The following is a 17,798-nucleotide window of genomic DNA, read 5'->3' on the forward strand; positions in this document are numbered from 1 at the left end:
CCTCTTCTTGGAAGAATTTGTCGTCGGTCGGTGCTACATGAGGCCCCGGGCCACTGCCTCGGCGAGGGCCACGGCCTTCGGGTGCCGCATCACCATGAGGTCGCCGCCGGCCAGCATGAGACAGACGGCGGTCATGGCCTCCATGAGGACCCCCCGGCGCTCCTGGTCACCGAGCATCTCGTCGGAGGGCAGCCGGGTCTCCTTGGCCTTCCAGACCTCGCGCCCGAGGTGGCAGATGAAGGGTGCCTGGAGCTTGTCGTCCTGCTGGGTGAGCGCGGCGAGACGGATCCGCTCCATCACGGAGTAGGTGTACTCCAGGCCGTAGCCCAGGGCGCCGATGGACGGGTCCATCAGGACGTGGTCCAGGGAGAGGCCGAGGTTCTCGAGCAGGATGTTGAGCTGCTTGGCCAGGTTGACGTCGATGGGGGTCGAGGCCACCACCGGCAGCTGGAAGGCCATGGCCGTGGCGCCGATGTTGCGGTAGTTGGCGTCGGTCAGCGGCGCCAGGCACACCTTCCGGTCGCCGATGAGGCTGGTGACCTCCCGGAGGGTCTCGGTGTCCTTCTCGGCGTTGCCGCAGCCCCAGAGGATGACGGGCACGTCCAGGGCCTCCACCACGGCCTTGGCGGTCTGGGCGGCCTCCGCGGAGGCACGGTTGGTGCCGTTGGGATCGGTGCTCACCAGGGAGAGGCAGACGGCCCGGGCGCCGTAGTCCTGGACGCACTTCCTGGCCCAGGCCACGGGGTCCGACAGGACGTCGGCGTAGTGCCGCGCCAGGGACTCCGGCCACTCCTCCGGGGCCTCGTCCAGGACCTCGAGGGCGGTGGCCGGCGGCCGCGACATCTCCCCCTCGAAGAGGTGGAAGGGCAGGGTCGAGACACCGCCCACGGCCACGGCCTTGTCCCCCTCCCCGAGCACCACCTCGCGGATGGTCCCGGTGGCCGGGTCCTTGTAGCCGTCGGCCGGGATGGCCCCGGCGCGCTCCTCCAGGGAGGCCGTCTCGGAGGCGAGCGGCGGCACCTCGAGCCCGGCGGCCCCGGCCGGCGCGGGGGCGGCGGCGGGCGCCTTCTTGGGAGCCGGCTTGGGCTTCTCGGCGGCCGGCTTGGGCGGCTCGGGCTTGGGCGTGGGCTCCGCCGGGGCCGGCTCGACCTCCTTGGCCGCCGGCGCCTCCGGCTTCGGGGGCGCGGCTTCGGGGGCCTTCGGGACCTCGGCCGCCGGCGCGGCCTCGGGCCCCGGCCCCACCTCCCCGGCCTCGGCGCGGGCGAGCCCGGCCTTGGCCTTGGCGTCGGCGGGATCCAGCTCCAGGGCGCGGCGGAAGGCCGCCTCGGCCGCCGCGGCGTCCCCGTTGTGGAGCGCCACGTTGCCCTGGGCGACCAGCCGGATCACCCACTTGCGCCGCCATTCGTCCTCGGTGAACTCCGGGGGGCACGGGGGCAGCCCGGCGGGCGCCGCCGCGGGGGCCGGTTCGGGTCTTTCGGCCGCCGCCGGCGCGGGGGCGGGGGCGGGGGCCCCGGCGGGCGCCGCCGCGGCTGCCGGCAGCGTTCCGGCGGCGATCCCCGTGGAGAGGTAGAACTCCGCCTCGATGAAGCGCCGGAGCGCCTCGAACTGTTCCTCGCTGAGTCCCATGACCTTCCGGAGCGCCTGGAGCCCCTGGCTGAGCGAGGTCAGGGCCCGGCGTTCACGATCCATCTTCTCTGCCATTGATTCGCCTCCCTCGGGGGTCATCGTTGCCGCTCCGGCCAAAGCGGGAGCCGCCCCGCCGGCCGCCAGGGCCGCCTTGGCGGCCTCCAGCTCCGCGAGCAGCCGGCGTACCTCGGCCTCGCCCTTCTCGGCCCGACCGCGGGCCGCCTCCAGCTCGGACCGGAGCCCGGAGACCTCCGCGGCGAGCCGGTCCTTTTCCCGCAGGACGTGGACGGAGGCGGCCTCGGCCTCCTGCCGGGCCTTCTCCGCCGCCTCGAGGGCGGCGGCGCCGCCCAGGACGGCCTCCACCCCCTTGGGCGCCGGCCGGGGATCGAGCCCGGCCCGCTTCACGATCTCGGGCACGGCCTGCTCCCACTCGATGGCCATGATGTGGACCCCGGCCACCCCGGGGATCTCCCGGACCTGGCGGATGATGTCCACGCAGATGTCGATGCCCTCTTCCTGCTTGTCCCGGGCCGCCCGCATCCGCTGGATCACCTCGTCGGTGACGTCGAGCCCGGGGACGAACTTCTTCATGTAGTTGGCCATGCCCACGGACTTGGGCGGGGTCACCCCGGCCAGGATGTAGACCTTCTCGTGGAGGCCGAGGTCCCGGACCCGTTCCATGAAGCGGGCGAACTTCTCCACGTTGTAGATGATCTGGGTCTGGATGAAATCGGCGCCGGCGGCCACCTTCTTTCCCAGCCGGATGGGCCGGTACTCGAAGGGGTCGGCGAAGGGGTTGGCGGCCGCCCCCAGGAAGAGGCGGGGCTCACCCCCCTTGATCTCCTCCCCGCACTGGAACCGGCGCTCGTCGCGCATCCGGCGGACCATCCCGAGGAGCTGGATGGAGTCCATGTCGAAGACGCCCTTGGCCTGGGGATGGTTGCCGAACTTCTGGTGGTCGCCCGTCAGGCACAGGAGGTTCCGGATCCCGAGGGCCGCGGCCCCGAGGATGTCGGACTGCATGCCGATGCGGTTGCGGTCGCGGCAGGTCATCTGCATCACGGGCTCGACGCCCTCGGAGAGGGCGATGAGGCCCGCCGTGAGGCTGGACATGCGGACGATGGCCGTCTGGCAGTCCGTGATGTTCACCGCGTCCACGTGGCCCTTGAGGATCCGGGCCTTCTGCCGGACCACCTCGGGATCGCCGTTCTTGGGGGGGCCCAGCTCGCCGGTCACCGCGAACTGGCCGGAGGCCAGGACCTGCTCGAGGTTGCTTCCTGCGATCACGGTTTCAAATCCTCCCTCACTCGCCGGCGCGGCCCGCCGTGGCCCGCCGGCACCCAGTCGCGGATGGGCATGATCTCTTCCATGCGCCGGGACTGGCCGAGCTCCCCGAGTTTCTCGTGGATCTGGTGCCAGACGCAGGGGACGTCCGGGTGGATCTCGCACCGCCCGCCCACGGAGCCGCCGCAGGGGCCGTTGGAGAGGCTCTTGGCGCACCGGGCCACGGGGCAGAGGCCCCCGGTGAGATGCAGCACGCAGGCGCCGCAGCCGGCGCACTTTTCCACCCACTCGCCGCTGCTCAGGTTCGCCCCGTAGAAGGTGGTGTTGAGGCCCGGCAGCACCCGGACCCCCGGGCAGCAATCGGCGATGAAGTTCACCCCCACCCCGCAGGCGATGGAGAGCACCGCGTCGTAGTCCTTCCCGGCGGTCTTCAACGGCTCGAGGTACTCGGGGTCGCACTGGCGGACGTAGGTCTCCTCCGCCACGGTGATGGTGCCGCCCCGGAGCTTGCGCCCCAGGCGGAGCGCCGCGGCGAGGACCGCCACTTCCTTGTCCCCCCCGGCGGAGCAGACCGCCACGCAGCCCCGGCAGCCGAGGACGAGGACCTTGGCGGCCCCCTCCAGCATGTCCAGGATCTCGGACAGGGGTTTACGCTCGGCGATGATCATTTGGTCGACTCCTTGGCCTTGGCCTTGCCGGCGGCCTTCTTCGCCCCCGCCTTCCCGGACGCGGCCTTCTTGGGGGCGGCCTTCTTGGTGGTGGCCTTCCTGGCGGCGGGCTTCTTGGCGGCCGCCTTCTTGGCGGCAGGCTTTTTCGCAGTCGCCTTCCCGGCGGCCGCCTGCTGGGGCTCGGACGCCTCCGGCCCGGCGGCCGGCGGGAGCACCGGTCCGAGCCGCGCCGCCCGGGCGGCCATCTCCCGGGCGGCCGCCACCACGGGCTCGTTCTCGCCGCGGCCCACGAAGAACATCTCGAGACGGTCGGGGCTGATCCCCAGCTCGGAGAGGAGGACCTTCGCCTCCTTCACCCGGCGGGCGGCCCGCTCGCTGCCGGTCTTGTTGTGGCACTGGTCCAGCCGGCACCCCGCCACGAAGACGGCCTCGGCCCCCGCCTCGAAGGCGGCGAGGATCGCCGGGACCTCGAGCCGGCCGGTGCAGGGCAGGCGCTCCAGCACTGCGCCGGTGGGAAGGAGCCCCGCATCCCGCAGGGCCTCGCCCGAGACGGAGGCCGTGTAGTTGCAGCAGAAACCCTGGATCCTACGGTCAGCCGGCATGACCCGCACCTCCCTTCATGCCCCGCATCTCCTGCGACGGGGCCAGCTCGATGGCCGTCGCCGGACACTCGAGGACGCAGATCCCGCAGGCCCGGCACCGGTCCGGGTCGATGAAGGCGTAACCCTCCGGGAGGATCCGCGGGGCGCCGAAGGGACACAGCCGCACGCAGGTGAGGCAGGCGACGCACTTGCCGCCGTCCACCCGGGCCAGCAGCCCCAGCTCGGCCATGCGGTCGACGTCCACCAGGCCGCGGGCGAGGGCCTCCTCTCGGAGGCCCCGGATGACGTCGGCCGGGCGGACCTCCTGCGGGCAGACCGGGATGCAGCTCTGGCACTGGGAGCAGGCCCAGATGACGTCCGAGGCCACGAGTTCCTCCTCCATGCCGAGGGCCACCATGTGCACGATCTTCCTGGGGTCGAACTCCGGCACCACCTTCTCCACCGGGCAGACCCCGCTGCAGGAGCCGCAGGCGTAGCAGCGGGCCAGGCTGGCACAACCCTCGCGGGCGGCCACCGCGGCGGCGAAGGACGGGTTCAGCTTTGTCTCCTGGATGGTCATCTCTGCGGTCCTCCGGCGCTCAAGCGGCCGTCCACTTGGCGCCCTTCTCCTTCACGCGGCCCAGCTTCGCCAGAGCCGCCAGCCCCTTCTCGATCTCCTCGGCGGCGGCCCCGGTCTTCTGGACCAGGTGCTTCACGTTGGCCGGCCCCTCGCCGGAGAGCGCCAGCCAGATCTCCTGGGTGACCCGCTCCTGGCGGAAGGCCGGCGCCACCTTCTGGGCCACCGCCTCCCGGATCCGGTCCGGGGCGTAGTCGCCTTCCTTGTGGAAGGACCGGGCCAGCGTCCCGATGGCCGTCCGGACGCGCCGGTCGTCGGCGGCCTTCACCGCCGCCGCCAGCCGCCGGACGAGGACATCCTTCGGCGGCTCGCCCTCCGCGCCCCCGAGGGGGCCGAGGCCCTTCACCCGGGAGACGAACCCGGTGACGAGCTCCACGAACCGGGGCGCCTCCGCCGCGGAGGCCCAGTCGAGGCCGAACCTGTCGGGGTTCACCCCGGCGTCGGCCAGTGCCTGCCGTACCGCTTCCGCCATGATCATCGCCTCGTAATTACCAGACTGGTAATGGCATTCCCCGAGGTGTCACCCGCCGGTGAAGACCCCGTCGGCCCCGCACCGGAAGGCCTCGAGGACGAACCGGCCGTCGATGCGCCCCGTGCACATCACCCGGATCACCCGCACGTTGGGCGGGTACTGGTACCGGGACACCCCGGCGGAGTCCGCCGCGGCGTAGCAACACCAGTGGCAGAAGAAGCCCAGAATGCGTGGATCGAAGCTCTCCCGGGTCATTTGTCGTCTCCCTTGCCGGCCTCGGCCGGGGCGCCGCCTTCCGGCACCTCGGCGAAGGCGTGGATCTGGGCCATGATGGCCTCGTCCGAGAAGCCTCCCATGGAGATGGCCAGCACCGGGCAGTGGGAGGCGCAGATGCCGCACCCCTTGCAGGAGGCCGTGATGGTCTCGGCCTTGCGCTTGCCGTCCACCTTTCGGACCTCGATGGCCTTGAAGGGGCAGAGGCTGGCGCAGATGCCGCAGCCGATGCAGGCCTCCGGGTTCACCCGGGAGACGATGGACGCGGCGGCCACCTTCCCCTTGGCCAGGGGGATGGCCGCCTTGCCGGCGGCGGCCCGGGCCTGGGCGATGCTCTCGTCGAGGGTCTTGGGCCCGTGGGCGAGGCCGCACACGTAGACGCCGTCCACCGCCACCTCCACGGGGCGAAGCTTGGCATGGGCCTCGAGGAAGAAGCCGTCGGCGGTGAGCGGCGCCTTGAGGATCCGGGAAAGGGTCTCGTTCTCGCCGGGACGGATCCCCACGGAGAGGGCGAGGAGGTCCGCCGAAAGCTCGATGTCCTCGCCGAGGAGCCGGTCGAAGACCCGGACCTTGAGCCCCTTGCCCTTCCGGGTGACCTCGGGCTTGCGGTCGAGCTCGTAGCGCAGGAAGACGACCCCCCGCTCCCGGGCCTCCCGGTAGAGGTCCTCGGCGAAGCCGTAGGTCCGCATGTCGCGGTAGAGGACGGTGACCCGCGCCTCGGGGGCGAACTCCTTCACCCGGAGGGCGTTGCGGACCGCCTGGCTGCAGCAGAGCCGGCTGCAATGGCCCATGTCGTCGCCGCGGGAGCCCACGCACTGGATCATGACCACGGACTTCACCCCCCGGAGGCCGGCCTTGCCCTTGGCGAGCCGGGCCTCCAGCTCGAGCTGGGTCAGCACCCGGTCGCTCTCCCCGTAGAGGTAGGACGAGGGCCGGTACTCCTGGCCGCCCGTGGCGACGACCAGGACGCCGTGGTTGACGATCTCCGTGTGGCCGCCCTTGGCGATGGAGGAGGTGAAGTTGCCCACGTAGCCGCTCGTCCCCTCCAGGGTGGCATCGGTCATCACCTTGATCTTCTTGTGTTTCTTGACCCGAGCGGTGAGATCCTTCACGAGGTCCGCGGCCCGGGTCCCGTCCGGCAGCCGGTTGAGGCGGAGAAGGTTCCCGCCCAGGCGGTCGGAGCGTTCCACCAGGACCACCTGGAAGCCCTGGTCGGCGATGCTCAGCGCCGCGCTCATCCCCGCCGCCCCGCCGCCGAGCACCAGGGCGGCCGGGGTGACGTCCACCGTGGGCTGGTCCAGGGGCCGCAGGAGCCGCGCCTTGGCCACCGCCATCCGCACCAGGTCCTTGGCCTTCTCGGTGGCGGCCGCCGGCTCCTGGGCGTGGACCCAGGCGCACTGGTCGCGGATGTTGGCCATCTCCACCAGGGCCGGGTTCACCCCCACGGACTTCAGCGTCTCCTGGAAGAGGGGCTCGTGGGTCCGGGGGGAACAGGCCGCGATCACCACCCGGTTGAGCCGGTGGCGGTGGATCTTCTCGGCCAGGGTCCGGAGCGCGTCCTGGGAGCACGAGTACATGTTGTCCTCGTAGAGGACCACGTTGGGGAGCGTGGCCGCGTAGTCCCGGACGGCGTGGACGTCCACCACGCCGGCGATGTTGACGCCGCAGTGGCAGACGAAGACGCCCACGCGGGGCTCCTCCTCGGCCAGGGCCCGGTCCTCCTCCGGGTAGGTCACGGTGACGGTCCGGGAGCCGCGGCCGGCGGCGAGCATCTCGGAGGCCCGGGCCGCGGCGCCGGAGGCCTGGGTCACGCTCTCCGGGATGTCCTTCGGCCCCTGGAAGGCGCCGGCCACGAAGATGCCGGGCCGCGTGGTGTCCAGCGGCAGCGCCGAGCCCGTCTTCGCGAAGGCGTAACGGTTGAGCTCGATGCCCGTGGTCTCGGCGATCACGTGGGCGTCCTCCGGGGAGTCGAGCCCCACGGAGAGGACCACCATGTCGAAGAGCTCGGAGTGGGAGGCGCCGTCCTCGGTGGTCCAGGAGAGGGCGAGCTTGCCGTCCACCTGGTCCACCCGGGGCACCCGGGCCCGGACGATGCGGAAACCGTACTTCTTCTCCGCGCGCATCCGCGCCTCGTCGAAGCCCTTCCCCTGGGTCCGGACGTCCATGAAGAAGAGGGCGATGTCGAGGTCCGGGTCGTGCTCCTTGGCCACCGAGGCCTCCTTGAGGGCATACATGCAGCAGACCGAGGAGCAGTAGCCGTTGCCGCAGGTCTCGTCGCGGGAGCCCACGCACTGGAGGAAGGCGATCTTCTTCGGGTGCGCCTGGTCGGAGGGCCGGACGATCTCGCCCTCGGACGGCCCCGAGGCGCAGGTGAGGCGCTCGAACTCGAGGCTCGTCACCACGTCGGGGAACCGGCCGTAGCCGTAGCGCTCGAGCACGGCGGGGTCGATCCGCCCGAAGCCGGGAGCCAGCACCACGGCCCCCACCTCGAGCTCGTGGTCCTTGGGCCGCTGGCTGAAGTCGATGGCCTGCGCCGTGCACGTCTGGGCGCAGACGTTGCAGGTGTCGTAGTTGACCCGGAGGCAGGCCTTCGGGTCGATGGCGTAGCTGGAGGGGATGGCCTGGGCGTAGTCGATGTGGGGGGCCCGGGTCACGTCCAGCCGCTCGTTGTAGGTGTCGGGTATCACCCGTGGGCAGTACATGGTGCAGGTCCCGCAGGCGGTACACTTGTCCTCGTCGATGTAGCGGGGCTCCTGGTGCACCCGGGCCACGAACCGGCCGGGCTCGCCATCAAGGGCCTCGAGCCGCGCGTTGGTCAGGATTTCGATGTTTGGAGACCGACCGGCCTCAACCAGCTTCGGTGCGAGAATTCACAACGAGCAGTCGTTGGTCGGAAAGGTCTTGTCGAGCTGGGCCATCACGCCGCCGATGGAGGCGTTCTTCTCCACCAGGTAGACGTAGAAGCCGAGCTCGGCGAGGTCCAGGGCCGCCTGCACGCCGGCGATCCCGCCCCCCAGCACCATCACTGCACCTGTCTGTTTCATGGTGTCACCTCGAAAAAAGGTCGCCCGTTGGTCGTCATGCCGCCCGGCCTCAGGCCCCGGGGCCGTGGCAGCCCACGTCCTGGAGCCCGGTCTGGAGCTCGCGCCGCATGGCCATGTCGAAGAGGACCCGCTCCTTCTTCTTGTCGAGGCCCAGGGCCTTGCGCTTGGCGTTGATGTGGTCGAGCATCTTGTTGGCGAACTCGTTGGAGGTCTGGGCCACGTCCCAGTGCGCGCCGTAGAGGTTCTCCATCTCCCGGAAGCAGTAGTCCGTCACCACCTTGGAGCCGGTGGTGGGGAAGCTGGGCCCGAAGATCACCGAGGCCCCGCTCGAGACGAAGTACTGCCCGATGGCCACCGCCTTCTCGCTCATCCACTGGGGCGCGCACCCCACGGCGGGAAGATCGCTGATGTCGTTGCCGAGGCCGCCGGTGAGGACCATCTCGGTGGCGGCGATGAGGATCCGGCTGTTGTCCACGCAGGAACCCATGTGGAGCACCGGGGGGCACCCCACGGCCTCGAGGACCTCCTTGAGCCCGTCGCCCGCCATGGAGAGGGCCTCGGGGGTGAGCAGCCCGGCCCGGCCCATGCCCGTGGCGGCGCACCCGGTCACCAGCACCAGGACGTCGTTGGCGATGAGCTCCTTGGCCAGCTCGATGTGGACCTCCTCGAGGACCCGGTAGTTGTCGCAGCCCACGATGGCGGCCACGCCCCGGATACGGCCGTTGGCGATGTTGTCGTTCAGGGGCTTGTAGCTGCCGCGGAAGCGCCCGCCGAGCATGTAGGTGATGGTCTCGTGGCTGAAGCCGGCCACCACGTCCATCTGGTGGACGGGGATGTAGTGCTTGCCCCGCTCCGGGTAGGCCGCGATGGCCTGGCGGAGGATCTCCTTGGCGGAATCCAGGGCGCGGTGCTCGTCGAAGGCGATGTGCCGGGCCCCGGGGATCTTGGCCTTCTCGGAGGTGGTGACGAGCCGGGTGTGGAACTGCCCCGCGGCGGGGGAGACGCCCTGCATGATGCACTGGACGTCCACCACCATGGCCTCCACGGCCCCCGTGGCCAGGACCACCTCCTGCTGCACGAAGCTGCCCGCGATGGGGAGTCCGCGGCGCATGAGGATCTCGTTCCCGGTGCAGCAGACCCCGGCGAGGTTGACGCCCTTGGCGCCCACCTTCTTCGCCTCGGCGACGATCTCGGGGTCGTTGGCCGCCATGGCCAGGGCCTCGGCCACCACGGGCTCGTGCCCGTGCACCGTGACGTTGACCTCGTCCTCCTTGAGGACCCCGATGTTCACCTTGGTGCGGATGGGCACCGGGGTCCCGAACATGACGTCGGAGAGCTCGGTGGCGATCATGGAGGCCCCCCAGCCGTCGGCCAAGGCGCACCGGGCGGCCTGGAAGAGGAGGTTGGCGGCGTCCTGGTCCACCCCCATGTGGGTCCGGTGCATGAGCTCCACCACCTCGCGGTCGATGCCCCGGGGCGCCACCCCGAGCTTGGCCCACACCTCCTGGCGGGCCTTGGGGGCGCGCTTCATGAGGGCGAGCCCGCCCTCCTGCTGGCCGAACTGGTTCACCAGCAGGGTCCCCACCTCGATGGCGAGGTCGGTGGTCGCCTTGTCGGCCGGGTCGATGCCGAGCCGCTGCGCCGTGGCGCGGAGCTTGGCGGCGTCCTTGATCTCGTAGGGGGTCTCGCCCCGGGCGGTGGCCAGGAAGGCCAGCGCCATGCCCCGGCCGTGGTCCATGTGGGCGGAAGAGCCCCCGGCCACGATCCGGGCGAAGTTGCGGGCGGCCACCGTGGCGGCGTCGGCGCCGCAGACCCCGATCATCTGGTCCACGCCCTCGATGATCTGGCAGGGCCCCATGTTGCAGTTCCGGCAGCAGGTGCCGCCCTTGCCGAAGAGGCAGGGCTCGGCCGCCCGCTGCGCGACCCGGTGGGCGGCGGTCACCACCCCGGAGGCGCAGGACTGGCAGAGCACGTCCTGGTTCGTCTCGCACTGGATGCTCGGGCACCCGCCGTTTCCCTTCTCGAAGCGCTTGCTGGTATCCATCTGGTTCTGTCCCCCTGGCGTCGGATTGCTCCCCTCGAGCCCCCGCCCCGATCAGGCCAGGCCCGCGAACTGCTTGGCGGCCTGGACCGTGTTCTTCATGAGCATGGTGATGGTCATGGGCCCCACGCCCCCGGGCACGGGGGTGATGGCCGCGGCCTTCTCCTTGACGGCCTCGAAGTCCACGTCGCCGCACAGGATGGCCTTCCCTTCCGGGGTCTTGCCGATGCGGTTGACCCCGACGTCGATGACCACCGCCCCCTCCTTCACCATGTCGGCGGTGATGACCTTGGGCCGACCGGCGGCCACCACGAGGATGTCGGCCCGGCGGGTGTGGAAGGCCATGTCCCGGGTCCGGGTGTGGCAGACGGTGACCGTGGCGTTGCCCGCCGCCCGCTTCTGGAGCATGAGATTGGCGATGGGCTTGCCCACGATGTTGCTCCGGCCCACCACCACCGCCTCGGCGCCGCTGGTCTCCACCCCGGAGCGCTCCAGCATCTCGAGGATGCCGTGGGGCGTGCAGGGCAGGAAGCACTGTTCCCCGATGACCATCTTGCCCACGTTGACCGGGTGGAAGCCGTCCACGTCCTTGTCGGGGTCGATGGCGTAGAGGACCTTGGTCTCGTTGATGTGCTTCGGCAGCGGCAGCTGGACCAGGATGCCGTGGATGGCCGGGTCCTTGTTGTACTTGTCGATGAGCGCCAGGAGGGCCTCCTCGGTGATATCCTCGGGCTGGTTGTCCTGCACCGAGTGAAAGCCGAGCTCGTGGGCCGTCTTCTGCTTGGCCGTCACGTAGGAGACCGAGGCCGGGTTCTCGCCCACCAGGATGGTCACGAGCCCCGGGGTGACGCCGTGCTGCTCCTTGAGCCCGGCCACCTCGGCCTTGAGTTCCTCCCGGATCTGCTTGGCGATCTCGACGCCGCTGATGATCTTTGCCGTCATTGTCCCTGTCTCCTTCCCCTGATGATGGCGTCCCAACAATGCGCCGACTGCTCGAGTTGCCTCGGATGTGCCCCGGCATTCGGCGCTTGCCGCGCCATCCGATCCGAGGCCCCCTGCCCCCGGCGGGGCCGCCCGTCCTCATCATCGCCGGCCGCCCCCGGGCGGCCGCCACGCGTGACCCTCCCTGTTGTGCCAGAACCGTGCCGGACCGGGTCGGCGGGGGCGTCCCGAGAAATATTTTCTTCAGTTAACCGTTTTTCCGTATTTTTTCAAACCCGACAAGGTGCCACGTTTTTACATTCGGTGGCAACAAAAAGCCCCTGGGGCGTTTCTCCCCAGGGGCGGGGTATTCCGCACCAGCGAGGCTAGAAGAGGCCCTTGACCTTGCCGGTTTCCACATCGACGTCGATCCGCCGGTAGGCCGGGTCGGAGCCCGTCCCGGGCATGAGGCTGATGGCCCCGGCCACGGGCACCACGAAGCCGGCGCCCTTGTAGGTCAGGATGTCGCGCACGTGGAGGGTCCAGTCCTTGGGCACGCCCTTGAGGTTCGGGTTGTCCGAGAGGCTGAGGTGGGTCTTCACCATGCAGGTGCCGAGCTTGGCGAGCTCCGGATCCTTCTCCATGGCCTCGGCCTTGGCGGCGGCCTCCGGGCTGTAGGTGACCCCGGCGCCGCCGTAGACCTCCCGGGTGATCATCTCGATCCGCTTCCGGAGCGGCACGTCCAGCTCGTAGAGGTAGCGGAAGTCGTTGGGCTCCTCGCAGGCATCCACCACGGCGTCGGCGAACTCGAGGGCGCCGTCGCCGCCCTTGAGCCAATGCTCCGAGACGGCCACGCGGGCCCCGGCGGCCTCGCAGAGCCGCCGCACGGCGGCGATCTCGTCCTTGGTGTCGGTGTAGAAGGCGTTGATGCAGACCACGGGGTTGATGCCCGCCTTCTTCACGGTCTCGATGTGGTGAAGGAGGTTGGCCGTCCCCTTCTCCACCCACTCCACGTTCTCGCGGGCGTACTCCTCGGGCATGGGGCGGCCGGGCCGCGGGATGGGGGCCCCGCCGTGGCACTTGAGGGCCCGGATGGTGGCCACCACCACGGCGCAGTTGGGCTTGAGTCCGCTGAACCGGCACTTCAAGTTCCAGAACTTCTCGAACCCGATGTCCGCGCCGAAGCCGCTCTCGGTGACGAGGTAGTCGCCCAGCTTGAGGCCGATGCGGTCGGCGATGACCGAGGACTGCCCGATGGCGATGTTGGCGAAAGGCCCGGCGTGGATGAGGCAGGGCTGGCCCTCGATGGTCTGCATGAGGTTGGGGTTGACGGCCTCCACCATCCAGGCGGTCATGGCCCCGGCCACCTCGAGGTCCTCGGTGGTGACGGGCTTTCCGGTCTTGTCGTAGGCCACCACGATGCGGCCGATGCGCTCGCGGAGGTCCTTGAGGTCCGTGGCCACGGCCAGGATGGCCATGATCTCGGAACTCACCGCGATGTTGAAGCCGCTCTGCATGGTGAAGCCGTCCATGCGCCCGCCGAGGCCCAGGGTGATGTTGCGCAGGGCCTGGGCGCAGAAGTCGATGATCCAGCGGAACTCCACGCTCTTCGGGTGGATGTCGAGACGCTTGAGCCCCCGCTGGGCCAGCTGCTCGTCGGTGTAGTTGGCCTCGTGCTGCATCCGGGCGGTGAGCGCCACCATCCCCAGGTTGTGGGCGTTCATGATGGCGTTGATGTCGCCGGTGAGCCCCAGGGAGAACTTGGAGAGCGGGATCACCTGGGCCAGGCCGCCGCCCGCGGCGCTCCCCTTGATGTTGAAGGTGGGGCCGCCGGAGGGCTGCCGGAGGGCGCCCACCACGTTCTTGCCGCGCTTTCCGAGCCCCTCCATGAGACCCACGGCGCAGGTGCTCTTGCCCTCCCCGAGGGGAGTCGGGGTGATGGCCGTGACGTCGATGTACTTCCCGTCCGGGCGGTCCTTCAGCCGCTCGAGGGCCTTGGCGTAGTCGATCTTCGCCACGTAGTGGCCGTAGGGCAGGAGTTCCTCCTTGTCGAGGCCCAGCTCGTCACCGAGCTGGTAGACGGTCTTCATGTGTTCCTCCGCCGCCTCGGCGATCTGCCAGTCCTTCATCTTGGTGGGGTCGAGCTGCATGCGATGTCCTCCCTCCGGATCGAGATTGACGGGAACGCGGACGCCCCCCGCCTGGATCGGCCGCGGGCCGGGTGAATCGGGATTCAGAATTCCTAACCGACCGGGCGCGGGCTTGTCAATCCCCGGCCCCCCCGGTCGGGGCCCCGCCGGGGCCGCCCGAGGCCCCGTCGATGTCCACGATGCGGGTGCGGCCCACGTAGGGCTTGACCTGGTAGCGGCTGATGCCGGCGATGCGGCGGCCGATCTCCGCCATGCGTTCCACCTCGGCCTCCAGCTTGTCCACCAGGGCCTGGGCGGGGTGATCCGGTGGGACCTTCCGGCGGAGGAACCAGGCCAGGCCCACGATGACCTGGATGGGTTGGTTCATCTCGTGGGCCGCGGCGCCGGCCATCTCGAGGACCCCGGCGAGGCGCTCCCGCTCGAGCCGCTCGGCCTCGGCCCGCCGCTGTTCCGTGACGTCGAGCAGGACGGCCACGGCGTGCCGGGGCCCGCCATCCCGCCCCGGCGGACACGAGACGTGCCAGGCCACGTCCCGGGCCCGCCCGAGCCCGTCGGCCATGCGCACCACGAAGTGGGTGCCCGCGGCCCCCAGCCGGAGGCGGTCGATCTCCTCCCGGAGCGCGGCGAGGTCCGCCTCGATCACCCCCGTCTCCACGGAGCGGCCCACGAACTCGGCGCGGGCCCGCCCCACCAGGGCCAGGGCCGCCCGGTTGGCGTCCGTCCACTCCCCCGCCTCCACCGAAAAACGCGCGATCCCGATCCCGGGCGGTCCCTCGGCGAGGAAGCGGTACCGGCCGTAGCCCTCCCGCTGGAGGGCCGCCGCACGGGTGAGGAAGGGAAGCAGCCTCCGGAGCCGGAAAAGCAGCACGAGCAGGAGGACCGTGGAGACCGCCGTGCCGGCGCCGGCGGCGGCGAGCAGCCCGGAAAGGCGCCGCAGCGTCTCCACCCGGACCGGGACGGCCGCCCCAGCGGCGGGCCCGGCCGGAACCGCCTCCCCCCCGGCGGCCACGGATCGGGCCACCCTCGCCCGCTCCTCCCCCACCGCCCGCCGGAGCCCGTGGACCTCCACGAGGATCCAGCCCTCCAGGAGGGAGACGGCCGCCAGGACCAGCACCGCCCAGGCCCAGAAGCGGTCCGCCTTGGAACGGGGGCGCTTCACCTCGGCAACTGGCCGGTCAAGTGGAGGAACCCCTCGTGGAGGAACTGGCTGACGGCGAAGAAGGCGGCCAGCCACGCGGCCCACTTCGCCATCCGGGGCGGGGTCACCTCGTACTTGAACATCTTCCGTGTCAGGCCCACCAGGAGGAACATGGTCCCGACCCCATAGAAGAGGCAGAGGAAGAGGTTCCAGAGGGTCTGCCGCACGGCGCCGGCCGGCTCCCCGCCCCTCGCCACGAAGAGCAGGGTCAGGCCGACGGTCGCCGCCAGCTGGCGGATGTCCCGCCGGGTCCAGCCGGCGGGGGGATCGGTGGGGATCTCGGGGCGCACACGGACCTCCCGGGGACGCGGGGCGTCCTTGGATTTTGCGGAAACCGCGCTAGAGTAGCTTGCCATGGAATACTGCTTCGGTCCAGTCCGGTCCCGCCGCCTGGGGCGGTCCCTGGGGGTCGACATCCTCCCGGCCAAGACCTGCAACCTGAACTGCGTCTACTGCGAGGTGGGCCCCACCACCCGGTTCACCCTGGAGCGGGCCGAGTACCACCCCACCGCCGCCATCCTCGCCGAGCTCGAGGCGGTGCTCCGCGACCCGCCCGCTCCCTTCGACACCCTCACCTTCACCGCCTCGGGCGAGCCCACCCTCCACTCGGGCCTCGGGGAGCTGGTGGCCCGCGCCAAGGCCCTCACCGACCGGCCCGTGGCGCTGCTCACCAACGGGGTCCTCTTCTCCGACCCCGGGGTCCGGCGGGCGGTGCGCGATGTGGACATCCTCATGCCCTCCCTGGACGCCGCCCGGGCCGAGGCCTTCCGCGCCGTCAACCGGCCCCCGGCCGCCGTCCGGGTGGAGGACGTGGTGGAAGGCCTGGTCGCCCTCCGGCGGGAACACCCGGGGCGGATCTTCCTGGAGGTCCTCCTGGTCGGCGGCATGAACGACGGCCCGGCGGACGTCCAGGCCCTGGCCCGCGCCGTGGACCGGATCCGGCCCGACCGGGTGCAACTCAACACCGTGGCCCGGCCGCCGGCGGAGGCCGACGCGCGCCCCGTCCCCCGCGCCCGCCTCGAGGCCGTCCGGGCCGAGCTGGGGGACGCGGCCGAGATCATCGCCCCCGGCGAGCTCGTGGCCGAGGGCCGGGGCCGGCCCGTGGCCGTTCGGGAGCTGCTCCGCATCCTGCGGCGCCGGCCCTCCACCCCGGAAGACCTCGCCGTGGCCCTGGACCTCGAGCCGGCCGGGGTGCGGGACCTCCTCCACCGGCTGGAGGCCTCCGGGGAGGTGGCCGCGGAACGCCTCTCCGGCGTGCTCTTCTACCGGGCGGCGGGGGACACCGGCGGGCCGCCCCGCCATTGACAGCCCCGCCGCGGCCGGGGTAAAGGACCCCCTGGCACCGGCGCCGCACCGGGCCCCGACACCCATGACGCACCCCACCGCCGCCAAGACCGCCCGCGATCCCGCCGCCGGGGAGCGGGGCCGCCGCCTCATCCTCGTCAACACCGAGGCCCCGGAGGAACACCGCGTGGCCCTCGTGGAGGCCGGGCGCCTCGAGGCCTTCGACGTGGAGACCCCGGCCCAGGTCCAGCTCCGGGGCAACATCTACAAGGGCCGCATCGCCAACGTGGAGCCGAGCCTCCGGGCCGCCTTCGTGGAGATGGGCCTCGAGCGCCACGGCTACCTCCCCTTCCAGGACATCCACCCCGACTACCTGGGGAACCCGGAAAACGGCCGGCCCGTCCACGAGCTCCTCTCCCGGGGGCAGGAGGTCCTGGTGCAGGTGGTGAAGGAACCCACACACCTCAAGGGGGCGGCCGTCACCACCTACCTCTCCATCCCCGGCCGCTTCCTGGTGCTCATGCCCGGCACCGCCCACGTGGGCGTCTCGCGCCGCATCGAAGACGAGGCGGAGCGCCGGCGCCTCAAGGAGATCCTCGCCGGGGCCGCCCTCCCCGAGGGAACCGGCCTCATCGCCCGGACCGCCTCCGCCGGGGTGCCCAAGCGCGAGATCCTCAAGGACGGCAAGTACCTCCTCCGCCTCTGGCGGGCCATCCGGCAGAAGGCCCAGAAGGCCAAGGTCCCCGCCCTGGTCCACCGGGAGCGGGACCTCATCACCCGCTTCCTCCGCGACCACCTGGACGCCGACGTGCAGGAGATCCTGGTGGACCAGCGGGCCACCTTCGACGCGGTCCGGGGCTTCCTCCGCGTCATCGCCCCCCGCCAGGCCCGGGCCGTCCGCCTCTACCAGGAGAGCGAGCCCCTCTTCTCGCGCTTCCACCTGGAACACCAGATCGAGCAGATCTACCAGCCGCGGGTGGAGCTCCCCTCCGGCGGGTTCCTGGTCATCGAGCCCACCGAGGCCCTGGTGGCCGTGGACGTGAACTCGGGCCGCAACGTCCAGGGGAAGGACCTGGAGGAGACGGCCCTGGTCACCAACCTCGAGGCCGCCGACGAGGCCGCCCGCCAGCTCCGGCTCCGGGACCTCGGGGGGCTCGTGGTCATCGACTTCATCGACATGAAGGGCCGGGCCAACCGGGCCCGGGTGGAACGCCGCCTCCGGGAGGGCCTCCGCAAGGACCGCGCCCGCACCGACGTGGGCCGCATCTCCCGCTTCGGCCTCCTCGAGATGGTCCGCCAGAAGATCCGGGCCCCCCTGGAACTCGGGACGTACCGGCCCTGCCCCACCTGCCGGGGCCGGGGCCTGGTCCGGTCCGTGGAGACCCTGGCCCTGGTGTATCTTCGCCGGATCCGCTCCCGCCTGGCGGGCATGAAGCCCGGGGAGGTCACCCGGGTGGCCCTCGAGGTGCCGGGCGCGGTGGCGGGCTACCTCCTCAACCGGAAACGGGCGGAACTCCTCCGCCTCGAGGAGGCCTTCGGCGTCCAGGTCGAGGTGACCGGAAGCGCCGCCCTCGGACCCGAGGAACACCGGCTGGAGCTGCGCTGACCCGGCCGAAACG

General features: G+C 71.2%; 12 protein-coding genes and 1 pseudogene. 2 read left to right on the forward strand and 11 right to left on the reverse strand.

What is annotated here, in order from left to right; translation table 11 throughout:
- Positions 1-33: 33 nt before the first annotated feature.
- The 11 genes and pseudogenes from HCU62_RS12585 to HCU62_RS06200 form a co-directional block, all read right to left on the reverse strand.
- The gene (locus tag HCU62_RS12585) at positions 34-2,913 is read right to left on the reverse strand and encodes an acetyl-CoA decarbonylase/synthase complex subunit delta (RefSeq protein WP_169755510.1); all 2,880 of its coding nucleotides are present in this window, start codon (positions 2,911-2,913) and stop codon (positions 34-36) included.
- Entirely contained in the window at positions 2,910-3,578 is a 669-nt protein-coding gene (locus HCU62_RS12050; RefSeq protein ID WP_163298663.1) for a methylenetetrahydrofolate reductase C-terminal domain-containing protein, read from the reverse strand. The genes HCU62_RS12585 and HCU62_RS12050 overlap by 4 nt, the downstream gene beginning before the upstream one ends.
- On the reverse strand, positions 3,575-4,180 hold the full coding sequence (locus HCU62_RS06160; RefSeq protein WP_163298664.1) for a hydrogenase iron-sulfur subunit: 606 nt from the start codon (positions 4,178-4,180) through the stop codon (positions 3,575-3,577). Before HCU62_RS06160 ends, HCU62_RS12050 begins: the two co-directional genes overlap by 4 nt.
- Entirely contained in the window at positions 4,170-4,739 is a 570-nt protein-coding gene (locus tag HCU62_RS06165; RefSeq protein ID WP_163298665.1) for a 4Fe-4S binding protein, read from the reverse strand. Before HCU62_RS06165 ends, HCU62_RS06160 begins: the two co-directional genes overlap by 11 nt.
- Before the next feature lie 385 nt (positions 4,740-5,124).
- Positions 5,125-5,523 (reverse strand): annotated as a pseudogene (locus tag HCU62_RS12840) (hydrogenase iron-sulfur subunit); the annotation flags it as partial.
- The gene (locus HCU62_RS06175) at positions 5,520-8,585 is read right to left on the reverse strand and encodes an FAD-dependent oxidoreductase (RefSeq protein WP_163298667.1); all 3,066 of its coding nucleotides are present in this window, start codon (positions 8,583-8,585) and stop codon (positions 5,520-5,522) included. The gene HCU62_RS06175 and the pseudogene HCU62_RS12840, both read right to left, overlap by 4 nt.
- A 49-nt stretch (positions 8,586-8,634) precedes the next feature.
- Positions 8,635-10,629, reverse strand: coding sequence for an anaerobic carbon-monoxide dehydrogenase catalytic subunit (cooS, locus tag HCU62_RS06180; protein WP_163298668.1), 1,995 nt, complete (start codon positions 10,627-10,629; stop codon positions 8,635-8,637).
- Positions 10,630-10,680: 51 nt separating this feature from the next.
- The gene (folD, locus tag HCU62_RS06185; RefSeq protein ID WP_163298669.1) at positions 10,681-11,568 is read right to left on the reverse strand and encodes a bifunctional methylenetetrahydrofolate dehydrogenase/methenyltetrahydrofolate cyclohydrolase FolD; all 888 of its coding nucleotides are present in this window, start codon (positions 11,566-11,568) and stop codon (positions 10,681-10,683) included.
- Between the two features lie 365 nt (positions 11,569-11,933).
- Positions 11,934-13,697 (reverse strand): formate--tetrahydrofolate ligase, encoded by a 1,764-nt coding sequence (locus tag HCU62_RS06190; RefSeq protein ID WP_163298670.1) that lies wholly within the window; start codon positions 13,695-13,697, stop codon positions 11,934-11,936.
- A gap of 115 nt (positions 13,698-13,812) precedes the next feature.
- Entirely contained in the window at positions 13,813-14,856 is a 1,044-nt protein-coding gene (locus HCU62_RS12055; protein ID WP_169755511.1) for a PAS domain S-box protein, read from the reverse strand.
- Positions 14,853-15,185: a hypothetical protein gene (locus HCU62_RS06200; RefSeq protein ID WP_169755512.1), complete on the reverse strand. Its 333-nt coding sequence runs from the start codon at positions 15,183-15,185 to the stop codon at positions 14,853-14,855. Before HCU62_RS06200 ends, HCU62_RS12055 begins: the two co-directional genes overlap by 4 nt.
- 64 nt (positions 15,186-15,249) lie before the next feature.
- Between HCU62_RS06200 and HCU62_RS06205 the strand changes: the two genes are divergently transcribed.
- Both HCU62_RS06205 and HCU62_RS06210 read left to right on the forward strand, forming a co-directional pair.
- Positions 15,250-16,200: a radical SAM protein gene (locus HCU62_RS06205; RefSeq protein ID WP_163299617.1), complete on the forward strand. Its 951-nt coding sequence runs from the start codon at positions 15,250-15,252 to the stop codon at positions 16,198-16,200.
- Between the two features lie 64 nt (positions 16,201-16,264).
- Positions 16,265-17,785: an Rne/Rng family ribonuclease gene (locus HCU62_RS06210; RefSeq protein WP_163299619.1), complete on the forward strand. Its 1,521-nt coding sequence runs from the start codon at positions 16,265-16,267 to the stop codon at positions 17,783-17,785.
- Positions 17,786-17,798: the final 13 nt, after the last annotated feature.

Origin of the sequence: Dissulfurirhabdus thermomarina, assembly GCF_012979235.1 — a bacterium.
Lineage (GTDB): Bacteria > Desulfobacterota > Dissulfuribacteria > Dissulfuribacterales > Dissulfurirhabdaceae > Dissulfurirhabdus > Dissulfurirhabdus thermomarina.